Origin of the sequence: Microcosmobacter mediterraneus, from assembly GCF_031846265.1 — a bacterium.
Classification (GTDB): Bacteria; Bacteroidota; Bacteroidia; order Flavobacteriales; family Flavobacteriaceae; genus Microcosmobacter; species Microcosmobacter mediterraneus.
Genome location: NZ_JAVRIA010000005.1, coordinates 86,847 through 107,293, shown reverse-complemented (window position 1 = coordinate 107,293; position 20,447 = coordinate 86,847). Strand labels below are relative to the sequence as shown.

Below are 20,447 nucleotides of genomic sequence, written 5' to 3'. Positions count from 1 at the left end.
ATGGTTATTGTTTCATTTCTGACACAAATATCTTGCGTAATTCCATGTATGAGCGTTCTATTTCGACGGATGGTCGTTTGCTGTAGATGAATGAAGCGGTATTCGTCCGTAACTTGCATATAGTTAAACATACAGACATGAAGACTTTAAAATCACTTCTTATTAGTAGTATTTTCTTAACCGTTTTTAGCGCATCTGCTCAAAACATGGAAGAAGGATTTACCTATTTAGAAACAGGTAAGTACGCACAAGCTGAAACCTTTTTCAATGGTATATTAAAATCGTATCCAGATAATAAAACAGCGCGACTATGTTATGGACGTGCTATTGGATTGAATGGAAAGGCTCAAGAAGCTATTGATTTATTCACTCGCTTATTAAAGGATTACCCAAATGATTTTGAGGTAAAGCTGAATTATGGTGAGTCTTTGCTATGGAACAACAACTTTACAGTTGCTAAAGAGTACTATAAAGATCTAGTAACTGAAGATGCTAAAAGCTTTGCTGCTTTATTAGGGTTTGCAAATACCTTATCTAATTTAAAAGAATACGAAAACGCTATTATATATATCAACAATGCTTTAGAGGTTTCTCCAGGAAACCCAAATGCTTTGACCTCTAAAAAATATATCTATTTAGGTTACGCCTACCAAAACCAACAAGCACAGAACTATGATAAAGCAGAAATGCTTCTCACTAAAAATCTTGAAACTTTTGGTGATGATAAAGACACCTTATTAAATCTTGCGAATCTGTATTTAATATGGAATAAACAAGATAGTGCCGAAGCCATGTATACAAGATTGTCCAAACAACAAGAACACAAAACAGTTGCTTTAAACGGTTTAGCATTGGCAGCACATTTAAACGGAAAAGAAAAAAAGGCTCTAGCCTTAAGCACACAAGCTTATGAAAGCTTAACCGCTAATTCAGATAAAACCACTGCGCAACAAACCACAGAACGTTACGTACAAGCCTTAATCTGGACTAAAAAGTATAAAGCAGCAATGACATTGATTGACAACTTAATCATAAACTACCCAAACGAAAATTGGGTGTTGGCTTTACGAGCGACTTTAAACATTTATAAGAGTAACTTTAAAGAAAGCTTAGCCGATTACAACCAAATATTGGTAAACGACAGCACTTCTTTTGATGGTAACCTCGGAAAAGCAAATGTTTTAAAAGCCTTGGGACGTTTTGATGATGCCTACACCTCAGCGGAAAACACACTATCTTTTTACAACAACCAAAAAGATGCGGTGAACTTTATTAATAAAATGAACGTTAGCTTTAGCCCAACATTAGACTCTAAAGCATCTCATACGTTTGATAATGGAGATAACAAAGCCTATTCGTTTAATACCAACATAAGGTATCCTTTAACTAGGAGATTGAGTGTTCTAGGTAAGTATAATTACAGAACCACTACTAATACTATAACCAACAATACAGCCAACTCTAATAACTTGTCTTTAGGTCTGGCTTACCAAGTGGTGCCTAATATTACATTTAAAGGCACTGCAGGATTAACTTCTGCAAAAGCAGAAAGTACAGATTATACACAACTCTTAACAGATCTGTCTTTTAATATAAAAACCTTTAAACTACAAACCTTAGATGTTGGTTATAAACGCCAAGTAGAAAGTTTTAACGCTGATTTATTAGACAGAGAATTGGTACAGAACAACTATTACGCTAATTATAATCTAAGTACTAATTTTAATCTAGGCTGGTACACACAATTAATGCATACAGTGCAAAACGATGGTAATACCAGAAACTTGCTATTTACTTCATTGTATTACAACCTCTTACCAAAACCAAATCTTAAAGTTGGTGTGAATTACCAATACATCACGTTTAAAGACCAGGTACCAACAATTTACTTTAGTCCAGAAAAGTTTAATAATTACGAAGTCTTTGTAAATCTTATAAAAGACGAAACTGTTGCCAAACCTAACGAATGGTTTTACAATCTTACAGGTGCATTTGGTTACCAGTTTATAGAAAACAACCCAAAACAAACAGCCTATAGACTACAAGGTGCCTTTGGTTATAAATTGTCAGAGCGTAGCTTATTGAATATCTATGGCACACATAGTAATATCGCTTCTGCTACTGCTGCTGGGTTTACCTTTACAGAGATTGGGTTGCGATTTAAACATATTTTCTAATTTAGATTTTAAAAAACTAATATTTTAGATATACCTTTAAGATTGAAATATTTTTTCAATGCTAATTTTATGTTTAAAAACAAACTTGAAATTAAATCTAAGAAACCATGGCCAACTTCGGCTGTAATGAATCAAATCTATGATTTAAATCTTTGGGGAACATATGGATTGGAATTCTACTCTGGTAATGGATCCCATGATAGAGATATTGTAGATCCTTATCTAAAAACAATTATAACTTTTCTTTCTTCTTTTAATCCTAAATTAAGTATATGTGATTTAGGCTGTGGCGATTTTAATATAGGTTCTAATCTAGTAGAATGGAGTGAAGAGTATTTCGCAGTAGATATTGTAGATAAGCTTATAACATTCAACAAAAAAATGTTTATTAATAAAGGATTATCATTTCATTGCCTAGATATTTCTAAAGACATTCTACCTTCTGCAGATTGTGTAATTTTAAGGCAAGTTCTACAACACCTAAATAATAATGAAATTCAGAATATTTTAAAAAATATAAGCGCTACTGGTTACAAATACTTATTATTAACAGAGCATATACCTAAGGGTGAATTTATACCTAATAAAGATATTATTTCAGGTCAAGGAATAAGACTAAAGCATAATAGTGGAGTCTGTATAACATCTCAGCCCTTTAATTTTAAGATTAAACATAAAAGTGAATTGCTAATAACTAATCTTAAGAAAAATAAAGGAGTTTTAGTAACCTATTTGTTTACATTATAGGAATGTGTAACTAAATTGATGGTAACAAGAAAAAAGGCAAAAGCTTTCGCTCTTGCCTTCAAAAAGTAACTATTAATTTAGGGTTATTTAATAATTAATTTTAAGGGTGTACTGTTGTATTGCGCACTTATAAGTTTACAAAAGTATAATCCAGAACTTAGGTTTGCCTTATTAAAAACTACATTATTGTTTCCTGCTGTTCCGCTTATCTTTTTGGTATAGACCAATTTTCCTAACTGATCGTACACCATAAATTGCAGGTTCTCATTTTGTGGCAAACTAAATGTAATGGTTGCTTGTGAGCCCATTGGATTTGGATAGGCCAATAAGGTCGTAGCCTCTTGGTTGTTTTGAGAAATCGATAGCGTATCTTGAGAAAATCTTAGATCCTTTAATTTCATCGTTTTAGATTGTGTACTTCCATCTGTTGAGGCCATAGTAAACACAACGGTTACAACATCATTAAACACACCATTAGAAGCAGAACTACTTTCAAAATCCTGGAGTAGTAAAGCAAAGTCTTCTTCAGTCTCCGACAACGTTATTGTAGTCTTATACTGATCTTCCCAGTTAGAAATACTTTCTTTCACTAAAGTAATTTCCATTGTTCCTGTACCTTCTGCACTAAATTCTAAACCATTAAATGCGGTTAAGTCTACTGCTTTATATCTTGGAGTTAATGCTCTGTAAGCAGCAACATAGGTATTTGTATTAGCTCTTAAATCTATGTTACGCTCTACTACTAAATCATTACTACTAAATTCATTTTCATTGGTTGTTACTTCAAAAAAATTAACCGTAGTTCCGTCTTGCGAATCGTCAATTCCCCAAGGTCCATCAGACATAAATAGGTCATCTGGTGTGGCGATACCATCACCAATCCTAAATCCGATATCAAATAAATCTCCAGTTTCTATCGTAAGGTTGGTGATGTATTGCCCATTTAAACCAATATTAGTTGACCAATTATTAAAATCTGAAGTCTCTGTAGCTCTAAGACCTGCGTCTAAAACCACACTATCTGTAACATTTGTATTTATTATTTGAAGCTCTAGTCCACCATTTTGGTATTGCCCTTTTCTAACAAAAACCGTTGGTGGTGTAGAATTGTTGTAGTCTGCAATTGGTTTTTCAATGTTTAATAAAGAAAGAACTTCCTCACCAAGATGGTACAAGTTATCTACTGAATTAGTCCAAATCTGAAAATTATAGAATGTTACGTTTTCCTCATATTGGTCTAAATTCCAATGGCTTTCTACCGCAAAGTTTTCATTATTATTGATCACTTTCGCTGAAAAACTCAACACAAACTCATAAGTACCATCTATATTTTTAATTATAGATTTAATGAATGCATGTTCATTGATATCTATGGTATTAACTGAGATTAATTCTGCACCTAATAATCTATCACATATATATTTTGTATGCTCATAAACACCATTTTCGGTCTTTAGTGCTAAAATAGATGCAACTGAAGTCTCGTTATTCATATAATCCACAGCATAAATTTCACTAGCATTGGTGATGTTTACCAAATCTGAAGGTGTAGATACAATGGCTTCTGTTTCTCCTATAATTTCAAGAGGAATAAATTCTTGAAGCGTAAAATTATTATCACCATTTCTTTGAGCATAACTAAAGTCTTTAGCTAATCTAGGTGCATTTAGGCTATTAAATTTATAACCATTTTTTACACGATTAAAATTGCGTTTATTGATTTGTTCTGACAATCTGTTGTTACTTTCTAATCCTCCATCATTAGCTCCAGAAGTTGGCGGCTCTATAACATCGCACATTCCAAAACCTGAGCATGAAGGATCTTCACAATCAATTAAGCCATCACCATCATCATCTATACCATTATCACAGATTTCCTGTGGTACTGGTGCTGTTGGACAACGTGCTCCATCATTACTTGCACTAGAAGGACCAAAAGCAAATAAGTTAGAGTCCATATCTGTTGGTGAATTAACATCTTGTACATTCTGAATCACATAGATCGTTCCTGTTTGATTTGCTGATACGTAAAAACGACCATCTACATCGAAATAAACAGCACCATACGTATAATTATTACCAGCTAAAATTGGCACTTCTCCCAAAGAGGTTACTACACCATTTTCTGGATTAATTCTATATAAAACATTGGTGCTTTTTTCTACAGTGTATAACTGATTATCTACTGCATTAAATGCCCAATCGTGTATATTTATATTTAATGATAAATTTTCTGTTGCATTGTGTTCAATGTAGTTAGTTGATTCTGGATTTAAATCAACTTTGTAATAGGTAGTACCACCACCTTTTAAGTAATACATGCCTTGTGCGCTGATTCCTCCTACATAACGATTACTATCTGGAAGTTCTGGTATATTATATGTAGAGGTTGTAAAGTTCTTACCTATCCTAACAATCTCTTTAGACCCTTTAAGTGATCCCCAAATAAAGCCGTCGGCAGGATTGTAAGCAGCTGCATTAATAGAAACTTCAGTAACATCTGCTTGAACTAAATAAGAATTCCCTGAAGCTAAATCTATTGCGTAGACATCATTATATTGAAATAAATACGCATTAAAGTCACAGTTAAATGGTATATCCTCTTGTGCGTAATTAATAAAATTAAAAGCCAAGACTGCGATTAGTAATAGTTGATTTTTTAGATTGTAAAATTGATTCATAATTCTATTTCATTATTATTTCTGAAACAAAATTACCTTAGAACTTTACTTTTTTTAAGGATTTTCGATTAGACCAATGATACCAGCGATAGAATACTTTTTAGTATAGACGAGTGGTTTTATAACAAATTAAGGCGCTTCATTAACTCTGGTCGGTTAGAGCGACTCACAGGAATTACATCTTTTTCTATTAACACACTATTATCTTCTATATCTATAATCTTATCTACATTGATAATATAGGAACGGTGAATCTTCAAAAAAATACTGTCTGGCAACTTCTCCTCAATTTTTTTTAATGTTGAATGTACTGTGTAATTCTTATCATCAGTTTTAATAAGAATATAATCACCTTTGGCTTCTACTAAATATATACTTGGGATGTCAATTTTAATGAGTCTTCTATCAATATTGACATACAAATCATTACCAGATGTTACCTCTACCTTATTTGTATCGACTTTAGGCACAGGTGTACTCTTTATAGCTTCTGCTTTCTGAATGGCTTTTTGAAAACGCTCAAGCGTAATAGGTTTAACCAAATAATCTACAATACAATCGTACTCAAAAGCCTGGATGGCAAAATTAGCATCAGAAGTTGTTAATACTATTTTTGGTGGATTCTTTAAGGTTTCAATAAAATCAAAACCTGTAAAATCTGGCATGTGGATGTCTAAAAAGATAAGGTCTACCTCATTCTGATTTAAATATTTAATGGCCTGAATTGCGTTTGGAAACTCCTCTAAAACATTTAGACTAGGCACATTACTACATAATTGTCCAATAATAGCACGTGCTGTAGCTTCATCATCAATAATAATACAATTCATAAAATAGGCTTATAAGGTCTTTAAAAAATCAGTCATGTTTTGTAAAATAGATTCAAATTCTTCTTTACCTAAAGCACTGCCATCTATGAGGTTATGCTCATAGCCTACAGCAACTTCATAACTTTTTACGAGTCCTAAAATACTAATTTTATGTTTAAGTTTATGGACGTTTTCAGCAGCTTCTTTAAAATTCTCTGCGGATATATTATCAAAGTAAACCTGTTTCTCTTCAGGAAACTCTTTTTGAATAATATCTATCAGTTTTTGCTCAAACGCTTTATCACCAGCAGACATACTTTCTATGTAAGATAAATTAGGCTGCTCCATCAAGTTGTTTTTTTAAAGTAAAAAAGAAGGTAGTTCCCTTACCAAGTTCTGAAGTTAACCAAATTTTTCCTCCATACAAATCCACTATCTTTTTTACTATAGACAAACCTATACCCGAAGATTCTCGGTTATTTTCTAATTTTTCAAAGGCTTTAAATATCTTATTAAAATAGACGGCATCAATACCTTTCCCATTATCCTTTATGTAAAATTCCCAGAAAGGTTGTTTATCCTCAAAGCCAACTTCTATATGACCATCTGCCTTATCGTTATATTTTATAGCATTGCTTAGTAAATTCTGGAATAACTGCTGCAATCTATACTTGTCACCAAAAACGCTTGGCAATTCTGGTAATTTAATTGAAACATGATCTGGTATTTCAATCATTTTGAGTACATCTTTTAATAATACATTAAGATCTACCTTATAAGACTCTGGTTGATCCTTGCCTATGGTAGAGTAGTCTAAAATTCCATTAATTAATGTATCCATTTTCTCAACACTACCTCTTATGGTATCAATCTGTTTTTTGCCACTAGTATCTAACTGATCTGAGTAGTCTTCTTTTAGCCATGCTGTAAGTGTATCTATACTGCGCAATGGGGATTTTAAATCGTGCGACACCATATGTGCATAATCACTTAACTCCTGATTTTGAATCTCTAAATTATGTAATAATTGCTCTTGTTCTTTAAAGGCTTTACAGGCCTTAAGATTAATAGAAAATTTATTTACTACTGGCTCTAATTGCGTTAGATCTTTGGTCGTTAGATTGTCTTTTTTTGAATACAAAAACAATAAGCCTTGCTCCTTTAAGTTGAAAATTGCCGTTTTACCATCTTCAATAGCTATTGGTGCAATAGAGGCTATAGTTTCATTGGCATCAAAAATGTTACTATCTCCCATCTTATCTAATAACTCCGTGATACCGTGGTCGTATTTCAACTTAATTTCTTTTCCTAATGGAACAGAATAAGTAGACTTAAGACGACTTTCATCGGTTTCTAAGATCCATGCTGCATTTAAATTTTTACGCTTAAGAATAAGTTTTAAAAATAAGTCACAGCTTTCTTTATAATCTAAAGATTTACCAATAGCCATGGCATATTCATAAAGTTGAAGAATTTCTATAATGTGATTTTCTACCTTCATTATTCAAATAAGCCTACAACGACAGTTTTATTATAAAATTCTAAAAATCCTTCCCCATATGACGAAATCTCACCTAAAGTTAATGCGCCTCCAATGGAGACTTCAGGGAAATTATCTTGCAGTGTACGGGTAATTGCTGTTAATTCTTTATCAAAGTTATCTTCAAGAAATAAAATTCTAGATATACAATCGATAATAATAGCTTTACTAGGAGTTACCGCTTGATTTACGCTGTCTTGCGTAGCTGTTTTAGCGGCATTAATAAGTGAGTTCTCATTACCATTGAGTATATCAACAACCATATTATCTTCTAATTCCCCAACACAGACTAGTTCACTATTTTCATTAACCATTAGTGGATCTCTAACTATACATTCTCCATCTTCTTTTAATATTCCAAATGGATACCCTTTAGCAATATCAAAAAAATTATCATCTGTAAACGTTTTACCTGAGTGTTCTTCAACAACTTCCTTATATACGTCGTAGGGGTTTTTCCAATTAATTTCTTTAATGACATTGCCCTCAGCTTTAGTCACAATAAATGGCCCTTCAACTTTACTCCAACCATGTTTCACACCTATTCTAGAAGACATTGTCATAACACTAAAAACAGCTGCATCCATAAAAACACCTTCATTATTAAACACACATGGTTTTTGCTGTAATGTTAAGCTACCTGCACCACCACCAAAATAATTAGTTTGCATGCCATAATTCTCGTATAACTCACTCAGATAATGCGAAATATTAGAGGTTAAACCATCTACATATGTAAATAAGCTGTAATCTTTATCTGCATCAAAATTGACTTCAGGAATTTGATAATCTTTAGTGCTTATGTTTTTAACCAAAAACATTGACTCTAAGTTATTTAGCGTATTAATAACTATGCCTTTATCTAATATAGAATTACCATGAATTACTTTAGGGAATATACCTCCCATAAAACGCAATTCTACTTTATTAAGCTGTTCAATTAAATTATTAACCTCAATTTCTGTGTGCTCTCCTATTGTAATTAAAGCAGCTTTTTCATTGACATGATTAGAGATTGATTGCACAATCTCATCAATATTTGTTGATGTTATTAGCATATTATTTTTTTAGGGTGAAATAAAAAGTTGTTCCTACTTGAGGTTCACTTTCTAACCATATTTTTCCGTCATGGAGATTGACAATTTTCTTAACTATAGAAAGTCCTATACCTGAAGAATCTTTGTTTTTATTTAAGGCGTGAAATATTTTAAATACCTTATCGTGAAATTGTGGTTCAATACCAATTCCATTATCCTTTATTGAAAATTTATAAAATTCTCCTTTATCAGCGGCATCAATTTCTATTATACCTTTTTCTTTATCGTTAAATTTTACGGCATTACTTATTAGATTTTGAAACACTTGTTGCAACTTGGTATGATCTCCAGTTAATACTGGTAAATCGCCTTTTAAAATAACCTTTATATGATCTGGAATAAATAATATTTTAAGTAAATCTTCTACTAAGACTTGAATATTAACCTCAACTGGCTCATTATTATCTGCCGCAACACTTGAATAATTTAATACATCAGAAATAAGTTGTTCCATTTTTTCTAATGTAGTTTCAATGAGATTTAAATTCTTAAGACTAGCATCATCAAGCTTATCTTTATTATCTTCTTTTAACCAACTTACTAAAGCATCAATACTTCTAAGAGGGGATTTTAAATCATGAGATACAATATGAGCATACTCTTGTAGCTCATCATTACTTTTTTCTAAACGCTTTAGAAGACTTTCCTTTTGTAATTGTAATGTTGTAATATCTGTAATATCTCTGACAATTCCTTGTGCTGCAATTGGTTTATTAGTATCATCTAGAATTATACTGGCGTTAATATGTACTAATCGTTGACCGTTAAATTTTGTATTAATTTTTACTTGAAAATCTGTAACAGAACCCTGATTTATGAGCGTCTCAAAGGTATTCATTACGTTTTCTGCTTCTGTTGGATCAGCAAGTTCTAAAAGGTTAAAATCATCTTCTGAATTGTTATATCCTAATAACTGAATAGCTGCGTCATTCATTTTAAGAACATTGCCCCACAAATCCATTACTACATAAGCATCGACTATATTTTCAAAAACTCCGCGTAATTCAGATGTCTTTTCTTTAACTAATTTTTCTAGTTTTTTATTAGACTCATGTAACTTCTGAGCTGTCTCGTACAATTCAGCAGATTTAGCCTCAAGAATTTCTTCTGCAGCTTTTCTTGATGCTTTTTCACGAGCCAATGCTCTTTTAAGAATGTCTACTTCTTCTTGACTCATCAGGCTTTATTGATGAAGAATCTCACCTCAGTACCAGCTTCGTTAAGCTTTTCAAATTCTACACTAGCTGACACATTAAATAGTTTGAAGGTTTCTAACATTAATCCCTTGCCTAACATATATAATGCTTTATCAGATTTGTAAACCATTACCATTTTTGTGTCTGTTCGCTCTTCAAGCTCAAACGTTGGTAATTGTGCATCTGGATATATTTTTTGCACCTCAACATGAATATGATTTTCTATAGACGCTAACAAATTCATTGGGTCTTTATAGTGCTCAACCAAATTAGGGTGTGCTTTTATTAGAGCTTTGAATAAATGTTCTGCATAGACCATAAGAAGATCATCTACCGCTATATCTGTATTAGCACTTAAATGAGATATGAGCTGAAGCATTTCTGAGAATTCGTAAGTACCAACTGATGTATAAATACCATCTGAATCTAAACTAGATTGGTTGATAATTTTATCTACCATTTCTAATCCAAATTTTTCTTCTACTAACTCTAAAAATTCTGTAAATATGATGCCTTTCATTATGTTGTGATTAATTCATTGATACTCCAATATGCTAATAATTTCTCAATTTTAGAAACATACTCCTCATATTTTAGTGGTTTAAGTACATATCCTGCAATACCTATCTTATAACATTCTAAAAGATCACGTTGGTTATTTGACGTTGTTAAAATAATTGTTGGAATGTATTTTAATCGATCATCAGCTTTTAGAATTTTAAGAAAATCGATCCCATTTATCTTAGGCATATTCAAATCTAAGAGAATGATATCGGGAAGTTGATCTTTATGTTCTAAGAGTTTTAAAGCATCTTCACCATTATTAGCCTCTATAATAGAATGATTTAATTGTAATGTACTCATAGCTCTGTTAAGCTTCATCACTTCAATCATATCATCTTCAATTAATAAAATATTGAGGGTTTTCATGTATCGCTTATTTATTTAAAAAAGCAATTTACATGAAATACAAAATAGAGTTCACTTTATTCGGTTGACTGTATTTAAGTGTCGTTGGATGGTAGATAAGTTTCGACGAATGGTTATTATTATTTTCATAATTACTGATGTTAAAATTGTCTGATTTAACTGTAATTCAGAATTCCCTAAATTCTTCTTGCTTCCTTTTTGGTAAACTTTTTACGACTAAATCATAAGAATGGTCAATTAACTCAGAAATTAATTTAGGAGACAATTCGCCTTTATGTAATCTTAAGGTATTCCAATGTTTTTTACTCATATGGTAACCAGGCTCAACGCTTTGATATTCTGCACGTAATTCTTCAGCATAATCTGGATCACATTTTACATTTATGGCTGCTTCGCCTTTTTCCCAAGTATCTAATCCAGTCAATAAAAACATTTTACCAAGCACTTTAAATACGAGTACATTGTCATCAAAGGGAAAGTGCTCTGTTACTGCTTTTTTGCTTAAGCAATACTCATAAAGTTGTTCAATATTCAAGAGTTTTTAATCATTTTATTAGACTTATCTTCTATGACCAAAGCTGAATAATCTAAGGTCCATCCTAAAGTTTGAACAATACTCTCCATTAAACCTATGGTTTGTAATGCTTCTTTTTTGGCTGCCTCAATTAGACCGCTTTCAGGAATTTTATCGTGGATATGCTTTTTAGATTCTTGATGTAATTCTGTTAAGTCAGACGCATCAAACTTATTAAAGTAACCATCTTTTTTATCGTAATAATTTAGATTAGTTTCTATTGACAATACTTCTGGTTGTGGAAAATACTCAAGGATTATTTTTTTGTTGTCTTTATCTGCTTGCATCTTAAGCTTTGAGAGGTCATAGCCTACATGCGCTTTTGCATTAACCACAACTAAAGCTTTCTTTTTACTAGAAATTAACTTTAGAAATTTTTCTTTTACATCCTCATAGTGATAGATTTCAGCAAAATCCCCTTCGACAGTGATGAACTTACAGACACTTTTAACTTTATCTAATAATAAAATAGATTGAGACCTAACTAATTGTTTTTGCTTCAAGGATTTAAAATAAGTAACACCTCCAAGACTAGCTAAAACACCTATGATTATTCCTAAAAATGCTTCCATATTAATCTAAAATCTTGTATAAAATTGGTTTACTTGGTGATGCATCATTCTCTAATGGTGCTATCTGTAAATTAACAAAATATGTGCCATCTTCAATTTTATTAGACACATAAATAAATTCAGTTATAGTTGCATCCATTCGTAGCTTTCCGCTAGTATTCCAAAAGGCATTGTGTCCTGCTAATATGCCGTCATCTTCTTCTTTATCAATGCTAGGTAAATCTACAAGTAAATGTTTTATACCTTTATTTACTAATAACTCAATGGCTTCTAATGTAAAATATGGCCAATTGGTATTAGAATATTGTCTTGATTTTTTATCTTTAATATTAGGAATGGTTCTTACCACTAAGGCGTCACGTTTTTTATTGCCTAAAGCAAACTGTAATTGCTTTTTTGAAATTACGAAATCATGATCTTGTTTTTCTGGAGCCACAGTAATCACTTCTCCCAAAAAGAAAAATTGTTTTAAGTACTTATTTACAGAATGTACTTTTTCTGTAATATGCCCAACACATTCTGTATGTGTGCCATGAGCATGTGGATTAAAATTAATTGAATTAAAATTTACTGAGGCACCTTTTTCAACACTTATGGTATTGCCATCAATAACCACAGGATTAATCTCTGGAGGACCAATATACCAAGCATTAACATTTGTTTCTGAGGCTTTCAAAGGGATTGAAATATCTAATGGTTGCGATAAATCAATTTGAAGTTTTCTAGAATTATATTGAATAGTTGCAATCAAGATAAATTAAGTTTAAAAAGTTGAGATGCTATACCATCTACTAGAAATTTTCCTTGTTTAGTAGCTGATAAAATATCGTTTTCAAGATACAAAAACTCATCATCAATATAGTTTTTAGCTTGCTCTAATACATAAGACCTATATTGTTTACCAAAGTCACTTTCAATTTTTTGGAGTGAAACGCCCCAAACGGTTCTTAAACCAGTCATTATATACTCGTTATAACGATCTGTTATTGAAAGTATTTCTTTTTCTAGAGGTAATACTCCTTTTACTATAGACGCTATGTATTTTGAATTGTTTCTAACGTTCCATGAACGTTCTATACCATTAAATGAGTGTGCCGAGGGCCCAATACCTAGGTAATGTTTCCCTTGCCAATAGGCCGAATTGTTTTGACTAAAAAAGCCTTCTTTACCAAAGTTAGATAATTCATAATGCATAAAACCTTCTTTACCTAATTTATCGACTAACACTTGAAATTGTTGCTCTGCCTTTTCGTCATCCACATTTTCTATGATCCCATTTTTAATGAAGTTCTCTAAAGCTGTTTTGGGTTCTACAGTTAAGGCATAACTAGAAATATGCGGAATATTAAATGATAAGGCAGTTTCTATATTTTCAATCCATTGCGTATTTGATGCACCAGGAATTCCGTAAATGAGGTCGATTGAGATATTATCAAAGTGTTGCACGGCCTCTTCTAAACACTTTTTAGCTTCTTCTGAATTATGAGCACGATTCATAAGTTTTAAGTCTCTTTCAAAAAAGGATTGAATGCCTATACTTAAACGATTAATACCAATTGACCTATAATCTTGATAAATAGTTCTCGACTCCGCTCGAACAGACATGAGGTCATCTGGGTTAGCTTCTATAGTAATTTCTGGCTCATCAACAACTTTATAATTTTTGTAAACAGCTTCAATAATCAATAGCAATTCATCATTAGTTAATAGCGAAGGTGTTCCGCCTCCAAAATAAATGGTTTCAACTATTGTGTTTTTGAATTCGTCTTTACGCAATTGTAATTCAACTAATATGGCTTGTAGTAATTCATCTTTTTTCTTTAAAGACGTTGAAAAATGAAAGTCGCAATAATAACATGCTTGCTTGCAAAATGGTATATGAATGTAGATGCCTGCCATTATATTGTTTTTAGCCAAACTATTAAAAGAGAAATAGCAAAAGCCATTGGAAAAAACAAAACAGTTGAAATAGCAAATGCAACAATGATTTTAATAATAGTAAAGAAATCTCTTTTATTAAAAAAAGAAGTAAAGCTATATATAAGATATAAAACCATTAAAACAGTTGGTATCATAAATAAGCTAAAATCCCCTAAATATGCAATCGGAGTTGTTACAGATAAGAGTAATGTATATACACCAATAATGTAAAATGAAATGGTAATATATTCGATTAAAGAATAATTCTTGTAAAAAAATAATTTAATAGTAAAACCCAAATTAAAAACATAAATAAACAATAAGTTATTAAAGTTTCTGAATGCACTCTGTTCTGCTTGGGCAATTAATTTCAACTCACGCTCTTGGCTTGGATTATTAACATCAAAATCGTAAAGGGAAAACAAAATAATATATGCTATCGTAATAAGCACAAAAAAAGCAACCGGTTTATAGAAGGCCTTTCGTTTTCCTGCCAAGTACTCTCTAAAAAGTTTTCCTGGATTAAGAAACAAAGCTTTAATAGTAACCCATAATGGTGCATTTACAGAAAACACAGTGTCAATAAAATCTTGTGAAATTTCTGAAAACGTAACCTTATTTACAGATTTTCTCTGACCACAGTTATTGCAATAGCTACCAAAAAAATCAGAATTGCAGTTTTTACATGTAGCTTTATTATTCATTACTGATTATTTCTTAATACGGCCTTCATTCTGCTTTACAAAAGAAGACCACCCAGAATAACTCTTGCCAACACTTACACGTCCTTGATTATAAAAATGACATACAGCAGCTGCCAAACCATCAGTGGCATCTAGATTTTTAGGTAACTCTTTTATATCTAGCAGGCTCTGAAGCATTTTTGCCACTTGTTCCTTACTGGCATTTCCGTTTCCGGTTATGGCCATTTTTATTTTCTTTGGCGAATATTCAGTAATAGGCACTTCTCTACTTAATCCTGCAGCCATAGCAACGCCTTGCGCTCTGCCTAGCTTTAGCATTGATTGTACATTTTTACCAAAAAAAGGGGCTTCAATAGCTATTTCATCTGGATGATAGGTATCTATAAGCTCAACCGTTCGCTCAAATATGAGTTTCAACTTTAAATAATGATCATCATATTTTTTTAAATGCAACTCATTAAGCTGCATAAAAGTCATTGTTTTGCTAACAACTTTTATAAGTCCAAAACCCATGATTGTAGTTCCTGGATCAATACCTAATATTATTTTCTCTTTACTCATTAATTACACGTGTAACAACCACTAATAGAAAATGTAACACCAATAGTTGCGGTTAAAATACCATCATTAAAAGCACCTAAACCAGATAAAGGAGGATTATAATCCTCTACTGATGTAAAACCGTGTATATAACTCACATCGCCATAAATAGACATGGTTTCTGAAAGTGCATAATGCAATTCTGTACCAATTAAAAAGTTTAGATAGGTTTGTTTATTATCACCTAAGTTTCCAAGAGGTTTTACAAAAGATATTCCTGGACCTGCATGCAATACCAAACGCATTCGTTGTGGCAAAAAACCAATAGCATCTGTTGGATCATAAACAAATTGCGCATTAAACCTCGTATAGTTTACTTTAAAATCTGGCACATCATCTGCATTGGCAAAACGGTTAAACCCAAAATCTAATTTAGCTCCAAATTGTGGTTTAAACATATACTGTAGACCAAGATTTACAGTTGGGAAATTTATATTCTGAGAATTTAATCCTGGAACAAATCCTCGCCACAATGGTCTATTAAATCCTATAGCAACTTGACCTTTAAGAATATTAGTATCTTTTTGAGCGTCACATATGTGACAAGATGCAACTAGCATAAAAATAATTAAGGTAGATTTGAAAAGGGTTTTCATCTTATAATATTTAGGTTATTTTGCACTATGCTGTATGCGCTTCCTTACAAAACTAAGCAATTCTTTTTTGTACTTATAAAGTTAAGTATTGTTGTTGGTGCTTTCTATTTTATCTACACTAAAGTCGCCGAAAATAAAGATTTAGAGTTTAGTGTTTTTATCGGTTTTTTGACCAAAAACAAGGTTTTTTCATTAAAAAATATGCTTTTTTTGGTTATTTTAAGCATTTTTAACTGGTTTTTTGAAATTATTAAATGGCAACAATTAGTTAAATCTATTAGATCAATTTCCTTTTTTGAAGCTTTAAAACAAAGCTTGGCATCCTTAACGGCTTCTTTAATCACTCCAAATAGGATAGGAGAATATGGCGCAAAAGCTATTTACTTCTCAAAAAATTACAGAAAACGTATTTTATTCCTAAATCTATTGGGTAATATAAGCCAGATGCTAATAACACTTTTGTTAGGATGTGTAGGTTTAAGTTATATGATTGTAAACTATAACCTTGAAGTGGATTTTTTTAGAATCAGTAGAATTGTATTAATCTTTATGCTTGTTGCTGTATTAACAGTCTTTGGTGTAAAGCAAAACAAATTTAAAATTAGAGGATTTACAATAGAGCGTGTTAAAGAATTTTGGCTGAACATTCCAAATAATATTAAAGTATCTACACTAGTGTTTTCATGTATTAGGTATCTTATTTTCTCTTTGCAATTCTATATATTACTAAGATTATTTGCCATCGATGTAACTTATTTTAGAGCCATGTCTGTTATAACAACCATGTACCTTTTAGCCTCAATTATTCCTTCAATATTTATTTTTGATGTAATTGTAAAAGGCAGTGTGGCAGTGTATCTATTTTCTTTAGTAGGAATTAACGAAATTACTATACTCAGTATTATACTAATTATGTGGATTTTGAATACGGTGTTACCTAGTATTATTGGTAGTTATTTTGTTATTAATTTTAATGTATATAACAATTCTCCAGAATGATAATTGCGGCCTTTAGTATCATTACCTTAGTTTATGTTATACTCATTGCTTGTTTTGCTGTACGGTTTGATAAGGTAACATATTTTACTAATGAACACTATGATGAGACTATTCAATTTACTATTGTAATACCTTTTAGAAATGAAGCTGAGAGTCTACCTCTATTATTAAAATCGTTAGTTGCACTAGACTATAGTCATCATTTGTTTGAAATTATTTTAGTTAACGATCATTCCCAAGACAACTCAGAAAATATAGTTTCTGAATTCTTATCAACCATTCCTTCATCTCTTAAGATAAGATTGCTGCAGAATACAACGATTTCTAAATCACCTAAAAAAGACGCTATTAGTTTAGCTATTAGTAAGGCTAATTTCGATTGGATTATAACAACAGATGCAGATTGTATTGTCCCTAAAAACTGGTTGCATAAGTTTAATACTTTTATACCAAAACAAGAGACCAAAATGATTGTAGCTCCTGTTATGCTCAATACCTCTCAAAACTTTCTAAGTTCTTTCCAACAGTTAGATATGTTAAGTCTCCAAGGCGTTACTATTGGAGCTTTTGGTATGCAAAAACCATTTCTAAGCAATGGCGCAAATCTTTGTTACTCTAAAGAGTTGTTTAATACATTAAACGGTTATGAAGGTAATAATCACTTAGCTTCTGGAGATGATATATTTCTCTTAGAAAAGGCGATAGCATTCGACCACACTAAAGTTCATTATCTAAAACATAAGGATAGTATTGTGTTAACATCACCTGAGGATAATTGGAATGCATTAATAGCACAGCGAGTACGTTGGGCAAGTAAAGCCAAAGCTTATAAAAACAACTTTAGTAAGCTCACAAGTTTTATAGTCTTACTTATGAATGCTACCTTGGTAATCGCTACTGCACTGGCCATTAGCGGAGTTATTAATCATAAACCAATGTTGTATTTATGGTTTATAAAACTGAATATAGATTTATGGCTCATCTATAAATCTGCTGAGTTTTTTAGTAAAAAAAACGTATTACGATTTTATTGGATTAGTGTATTCATATATCCTTTCTTTACAACTTATATTGCTTTAAAATCTCAAATTGGGACCTACTCCTGGAAAAACCGAACCTTTACTAAATAATTTAGTATTCATTTAATTTTATTAGCTTTACTTCGAGCAATGTCCTCATTTATGAAACGAATAGTTTTAATTATACTTATTAGTTGTTTTTCGCTTGTTACGTCTGCCCAAGACACCGTTTTAGTTGATGGTAAACCATTAGAGTTAAAAACCGAAATCTCTGGAAAACTAGATTTACTCTGGAATATTATTGATCGTAATTACAGATATTTTATTAGAACAGAAGATGGTAAAGTAAGTGAGTTGCTTAACACAAAAAAAGAAGGACGAACCTATAACGAGGAATATAAAGACATTTTAGGATCATTGACTTCTAAGGATACGTCTAAACTAAAATTTACACTATATAGTCTAAGGAATTTTATCGATGCATATAATGAAGCTACAGACTCTGGCTATGTTTCTAAAACAACCTCATCTAAAGTGCAACTTCGTTTAGGACTTAATGGTGGTATCACTAACAATCCTTTTGTAGAAAATCCTACAAATGAAAAAGTACCATTAGCAGTTTTAGAGTTAGAATTACTTGAAAAAAATATATTACCTAGACATTCTGGTTTTTTACAAGTTCGTCGTGCCTTTGAAAATGATAATTTCAAATATTCCACAACCGAATTCTCTATAGGTTATCGTTATAGAATTATTAAATCCGAAACCTTTAGTTTTTATGGTCAGGTAAAATTTGCCACGCTCAATTTTGCTAAAGCTGAGATTGAAATCCCTCAAGGACCAGCAACCGTTACAAATACTCTAAAAGATACTGCTTTTGATACACCTTTTATTTTTGGTGTTGGAGCAGAACTAGCTGTTGGAGACTCAGGATTTATAACACTAAACTATGGCGAGTTATTTGCTTTACTGCTAGATAATCAAGGGAATTTTTCAACAGATATTACTTTAGGCTATAAGCTAACGTTATAATGAAATTAAAAAACTACAGCACCTCTAACCCAGTTTTTACAGGTTACTTTTGGGATGATAATAAGAACTCAAAAGCTAAAATGACTGTCTTTGGTATTTTTATAAAATCCTTGATCTGTATTTTAGTTATTGCAGGCATCACAGCAATCATTTGGAAACTTAATGCCAATGGTATGCGGGTACGATGGTTTACACTTGGTGGTATGTTAGCGTCTATTATTATTAGCGTTATTATATCAGTAAGAAAACATTGGGCTTGGTTTTTAGTACCATTATACACTGTTGCAAAGGGTTGTTTTTTAGGCGGATTTTCTGCTTATGCTAGAGCCCATTTTCCTGAGCTTCCTTATCAAGCCATTGGTGTTACCATTGTTACCTTTTTTGTAATGTTACTACTTTATCAAACACGTATTATTGTGGTGACTAAATTATTGAGAAGTGTTATCATTTCTGCAGCAGCAAGTATTTTTGTAGTTTATATCATCTCCATGATTTTAGGTTTTTTTGGTATTAAATCATTTTTATGGGGAACCTCTAACCTGGCTATTGCCTTTAACGTCATAGCAGCTATTGTAGCATCTTTTGCACTACTCTTAGACTTTGATTATATAGAGCGTTATAAAGGCAGAGCCACAAAAGATAAAGAGTGGCTAGCCACTTGGGGACTTTTAGCAACGCTGGTTTGGTTGTATGTTGAAATTTTAAGGTTTATGCAAAAAATGGCGATTAGGTTTTAATCTAATTTAATAACTATTGGTAATAAGAATTCAGTATTAACTTCCTGTCCGCGTTTAATAGCAGGATAAATTTTAGGCAATGCTAAAATATTACGTTCCACTAAGCTGTCTAATTTTGGGATGTGTGCTCTGGTAAGGCTATCGGCTTCTATAGAATACACATCAATGGTTCCGGCTTTATCAATCTCTAATTTTAAATACAAGGTATCATTGATATCGTGTGATACAATAATATTTTGATTAGAAAAATAGGTGTTAATATACTGCGTTAAGGTGGTTTCAAAACACTGCTTTCGGTCTTGCTTAATGGTTACAGATTCGCAGTTTTCAAAGGCTGGATATTGGTCTACATCATTCCAATTAATCGTTTTTAATTCTTCTTCATAAATATCTTGAGAATAGACCTTTTTCTTCTCAAAATATTGACAAGAATTCAAAACCATAAAAAGAAATAATAGTGATCCTAAACGTTTCATTGTATACCCTAACTTAAAACGAAAAATACAACTTTTTTAGA

General features: G+C 31.8%; 22 protein-coding genes. 6 read left to right on the top strand and 16 right to left on the bottom strand.

The window, feature by feature from the left end:
• Positions 1-137 precede the first annotated feature (137 nt).
• Both RM697_RS10000 and RM697_RS09995 read left to right on the top strand, forming a co-directional pair.
• Positions 138-2,177 (top strand): tetratricopeptide repeat protein, encoded by a 2,040-nt coding sequence (locus RM697_RS10000; protein ID WP_311427746.1) that lies wholly within the window; start codon positions 138-140, stop codon positions 2,175-2,177.
• Between the two features lie 69 nt (positions 2,178-2,246).
• A complete protein-coding gene (locus RM697_RS09995) occupies positions 2,247-2,924 on the top strand; it encodes a methyltransferase domain-containing protein (protein WP_311427745.1) in 678 nt (225 codons plus the stop codon).
• An 83-nt stretch (positions 2,925-3,007) separates the two neighbouring features.
• Here the strand turns inward: RM697_RS09995 and RM697_RS09990 are convergent, their stop codons facing one another.
• The 15 genes from RM697_RS09990 to RM697_RS09920 all read right to left on the bottom strand — a co-directional run bounded on the left by RM697_RS09990 (position 3,008) and on the right by RM697_RS09920 (position 16,143).
• Positions 3,008-5,605, bottom strand: coding sequence for a T9SS type A sorting domain-containing protein (locus RM697_RS09990; protein ID WP_311427744.1), 2,598 nt, complete (start codon positions 5,603-5,605; stop codon positions 3,008-3,010).
• A 119-nt stretch (positions 5,606-5,724) separates the two neighbouring features.
• Entirely contained in the window at positions 5,725-6,435 is a 711-nt protein-coding gene (locus RM697_RS09985; RefSeq protein ID WP_311427743.1) for a LytR/AlgR family response regulator transcription factor, read from the bottom strand.
• A gap of 9 nt (positions 6,436-6,444) precedes the next feature.
• A complete protein-coding gene (locus RM697_RS09980) occupies positions 6,445-6,762 on the bottom strand; it encodes an Hpt domain-containing protein (RefSeq protein WP_311427742.1) in 318 nt (105 codons plus the stop codon).
• A complete protein-coding gene (locus RM697_RS09975; protein WP_311427741.1) occupies positions 6,749-7,915 on the bottom strand; it encodes a sensor histidine kinase in 1,167 nt (388 codons plus the stop codon). The genes RM697_RS09980 and RM697_RS09975 overlap by 14 nt, the downstream gene beginning before the upstream one ends.
• Positions 7,915-9,012, bottom strand: a complete 1,098-nt coding sequence (locus RM697_RS09970) for an FIST signal transduction protein (RefSeq protein WP_311427740.1) — start codon at positions 9,010-9,012, stop codon at positions 7,915-7,917. Before RM697_RS09970 ends, RM697_RS09975 begins: the two co-directional genes overlap by 1 nt.
• A gap of 1 nt (position 9,013) precedes the next feature.
• Entirely contained in the window at positions 9,014-10,228 is a 1,215-nt protein-coding gene (locus RM697_RS09965) for a sensor histidine kinase (RefSeq protein ID WP_311427739.1), read from the bottom strand.
• Positions 10,228-10,767: a heme NO-binding domain-containing protein gene (locus tag RM697_RS09960; protein ID WP_311427738.1), complete on the bottom strand. Its 540-nt coding sequence runs from the start codon at positions 10,765-10,767 to the stop codon at positions 10,228-10,230. The genes RM697_RS09965 and RM697_RS09960 overlap by 1 nt, the downstream gene beginning before the upstream one ends.
• Complete coding sequence (locus RM697_RS09955; RefSeq protein ID WP_311427737.1) at positions 10,767-11,177, bottom strand: response regulator; 411 nt, start codon at positions 11,175-11,177, stop codon at positions 10,767-10,769. The genes RM697_RS09960 and RM697_RS09955 overlap by 1 nt, the downstream gene beginning before the upstream one ends.
• A gap of 166 nt (positions 11,178-11,343) precedes the next feature.
• On the bottom strand, positions 11,344-11,712 hold the full coding sequence (locus RM697_RS09950; protein ID WP_311427736.1) for an MmcQ/YjbR family DNA-binding protein: 369 nt from the start codon (positions 11,710-11,712) through the stop codon (positions 11,344-11,346).
• Entirely contained in the window at positions 11,709-12,323 is a 615-nt protein-coding gene (locus RM697_RS09945; RefSeq protein ID WP_311427735.1) for a DUF4230 domain-containing protein, read from the bottom strand. The genes RM697_RS09950 and RM697_RS09945 overlap by 4 nt, the downstream gene beginning before the upstream one ends.
• A 1-nt stretch (position 12,324) precedes the next feature.
• Complete coding sequence (locus RM697_RS09940) at positions 12,325-13,074, bottom strand: cyclase family protein (protein ID WP_311427734.1); 750 nt, start codon at positions 13,072-13,074, stop codon at positions 12,325-12,327.
• A complete protein-coding gene (gene hemW, locus RM697_RS09935; RefSeq protein ID WP_311427733.1) occupies positions 13,071-14,222 on the bottom strand; it encodes a radical SAM family heme chaperone HemW in 1,152 nt (383 codons plus the stop codon). Before hemW ends, RM697_RS09940 begins: the two co-directional genes overlap by 4 nt.
• Positions 14,222-14,947, bottom strand: coding sequence for a DUF3667 domain-containing protein (locus tag RM697_RS09930; protein ID WP_311427732.1), 726 nt, complete (start codon positions 14,945-14,947; stop codon positions 14,222-14,224). The genes hemW and RM697_RS09930 overlap by 1 nt, the downstream gene beginning before the upstream one ends.
• Positions 14,948-14,953: 6 nt before the next feature.
• Positions 14,954-15,508, bottom strand: a complete 555-nt coding sequence (gene ruvC / locus RM697_RS09925) for a crossover junction endodeoxyribonuclease RuvC (RefSeq protein WP_311427731.1) — start codon at positions 15,506-15,508, stop codon at positions 14,954-14,956.
• On the bottom strand, positions 15,508-16,143 hold the full coding sequence (locus tag RM697_RS09920) for a cell envelope biogenesis protein OmpA (RefSeq protein WP_311427730.1): 636 nt from the start codon (positions 16,141-16,143) through the stop codon (positions 15,508-15,510). Before RM697_RS09920 ends, ruvC begins: the two co-directional genes overlap by 1 nt.
• A gap of 27 nt (positions 16,144-16,170) precedes the next feature.
• Here RM697_RS09920 and RM697_RS09915 point away from each other — a divergent pair, with 27 nt between their 5' ends.
• From RM697_RS09915 to RM697_RS09900, 4 genes are read left to right on the top strand one after another with little or no spacing between them, the layout of a single operon-like run.
• A complete protein-coding gene (locus RM697_RS09915; RefSeq protein WP_311427729.1) occupies positions 16,171-17,142 on the top strand; it encodes a lysylphosphatidylglycerol synthase domain-containing protein in 972 nt (323 codons plus the stop codon).
• Positions 17,139-18,272 (top strand): glycosyltransferase, encoded by a 1,134-nt coding sequence (locus RM697_RS09910; RefSeq protein WP_311427728.1) that lies wholly within the window; start codon positions 17,139-17,141, stop codon positions 18,270-18,272. Before RM697_RS09915 ends, RM697_RS09910 begins: the two co-directional genes overlap by 4 nt.
• A 51-nt stretch (positions 18,273-18,323) precedes the next feature.
• Positions 18,324-19,193 carry a hypothetical protein gene (locus tag RM697_RS09905; protein WP_311427727.1) on the top strand — a complete coding sequence of 290 codons (870 nt, stop codon included), beginning with the start codon at positions 18,324-18,326 and terminating at the stop codon, positions 19,191-19,193.
• Positions 19,193-19,930 (top strand): Bax inhibitor-1/YccA family protein, encoded by a 738-nt coding sequence (locus RM697_RS09900; RefSeq protein ID WP_311427726.1) that lies wholly within the window; start codon positions 19,193-19,195, stop codon positions 19,928-19,930. The genes RM697_RS09905 and RM697_RS09900 overlap by 1 nt, the downstream gene beginning before the upstream one ends.
• On the opposite strand, the gene RM697_RS09895 is transcribed toward RM697_RS09900, so the two are convergent.
• Positions 19,927-20,406: a hypothetical protein gene (locus RM697_RS09895; RefSeq protein ID WP_311427725.1), complete on the bottom strand. Its 480-nt coding sequence runs from the start codon at positions 20,404-20,406 to the stop codon at positions 19,927-19,929. The two genes, RM697_RS09900 and RM697_RS09895, sit on opposite strands and share 4 nt — an antisense overlap.
• Positions 20,407-20,447: the final 41 nt, after the last annotated feature.

What these genes read in the sequence shown, in the direction of transcription:
- RM697_RS09920 (WP_311427730.1), bottom strand. Translation starts at nt 16,143, where the DNA reads ATGAAAACCCTTTTCAAATCTACCTTAATTATTTTTATGCTAGTTGCA.
- RM697_RS09990 (WP_311427744.1), bottom strand. Translation starts at nt 5,605, where the DNA reads ATGAATCAATTTTACAATCTAAAAAATCAACTATTACTAATCGCAGTC.
- RM697_RS09955 (WP_311427737.1), bottom strand. Translation starts at nt 11,177, where the DNA reads ATGAAAACCCTCAATATTTTATTAATTGAAGATGATATGATTGAAGTG.
- RM697_RS09970 (WP_311427740.1), bottom strand. Translation starts at nt 9,012, where the DNA reads ATGCTAATAACATCAACAAATATTGATGAGATTGTGCAATCAATCTCT.
- RM697_RS09960 (WP_311427738.1), bottom strand. Translation starts at nt 10,767, where the DNA reads ATGAAAGGCATCATATTTACAGAATTTTTAGAGTTAGTAGAAGAAAAA.
- RM697_RS09930 (WP_311427732.1), bottom strand. Translation starts at nt 14,947, where the DNA reads ATGAATAATAAAGCTACATGTAAAAACTGCAATTCTGATTTTTTTGGT.
- RM697_RS09945 (WP_311427735.1), bottom strand. Translation starts at nt 12,323, where the DNA reads ATGGAAGCATTTTTAGGAATAATCATAGGTGTTTTAGCTAGTCTTGGA.
- ruvC (WP_311427731.1), bottom strand. Translation starts at nt 15,508, where the DNA reads ATGAGTAAAGAGAAAATAATATTAGGTATTGATCCAGGAACTACAATC.
- RM697_RS09900 (WP_311427726.1), top strand. Translation starts at nt 19,193, where the DNA reads ATGAAATTAAAAAACTACAGCACCTCTAACCCAGTTTTTACAGGTTAC.
- RM697_RS09895 (WP_311427725.1), bottom strand. Translation starts at nt 20,406, where the DNA reads ATGAAACGTTTAGGATCACTATTATTTCTTTTTATGGTTTTGAATTCT.
- RM697_RS09965 (WP_311427739.1), bottom strand. Translation starts at nt 10,228, where the DNA reads ATGAGTCAAGAAGAAGTAGACATTCTTAAAAGAGCATTGGCTCGTGAA.
- RM697_RS09975 (WP_311427741.1), bottom strand. Translation starts at nt 7,915, where the DNA reads ATGAAGGTAGAAAATCACATTATAGAAATTCTTCAACTTTATGAATAT.
- RM697_RS09915 (WP_311427729.1), top strand. Translation starts at nt 16,171, where the DNA reads ATGCTGTATGCGCTTCCTTACAAAACTAAGCAATTCTTTTTTGTACTT.
- RM697_RS10000 (WP_311427746.1), top strand. Translation starts at nt 138, where the DNA reads ATGAAGACTTTAAAATCACTTCTTATTAGTAGTATTTTCTTAACCGTT.
- RM697_RS09995 (WP_311427745.1), top strand. Translation starts at nt 2,247, where the DNA reads ATGTTTAAAAACAAACTTGAAATTAAATCTAAGAAACCATGGCCAACT.
- RM697_RS09905 (WP_311427727.1), top strand. Translation starts at nt 18,324, where the DNA reads ATGAAACGAATAGTTTTAATTATACTTATTAGTTGTTTTTCGCTTGTT.
- RM697_RS09985 (WP_311427743.1), bottom strand. Translation starts at nt 6,435, where the DNA reads ATGAATTGTATTATTATTGATGATGAAGCTACAGCACGTGCTATTATT.
- RM697_RS09980 (WP_311427742.1), bottom strand. Translation starts at nt 6,762, where the DNA reads ATGGAGCAGCCTAATTTATCTTACATAGAAAGTATGTCTGCTGGTGAT.
- RM697_RS09910 (WP_311427728.1), top strand. Translation starts at nt 17,139, where the DNA reads ATGATAATTGCGGCCTTTAGTATCATTACCTTAGTTTATGTTATACTC.
- hemW (WP_311427733.1), bottom strand. Translation starts at nt 14,222, where the DNA reads ATGGCAGGCATCTACATTCATATACCATTTTGCAAGCAAGCATGTTAT.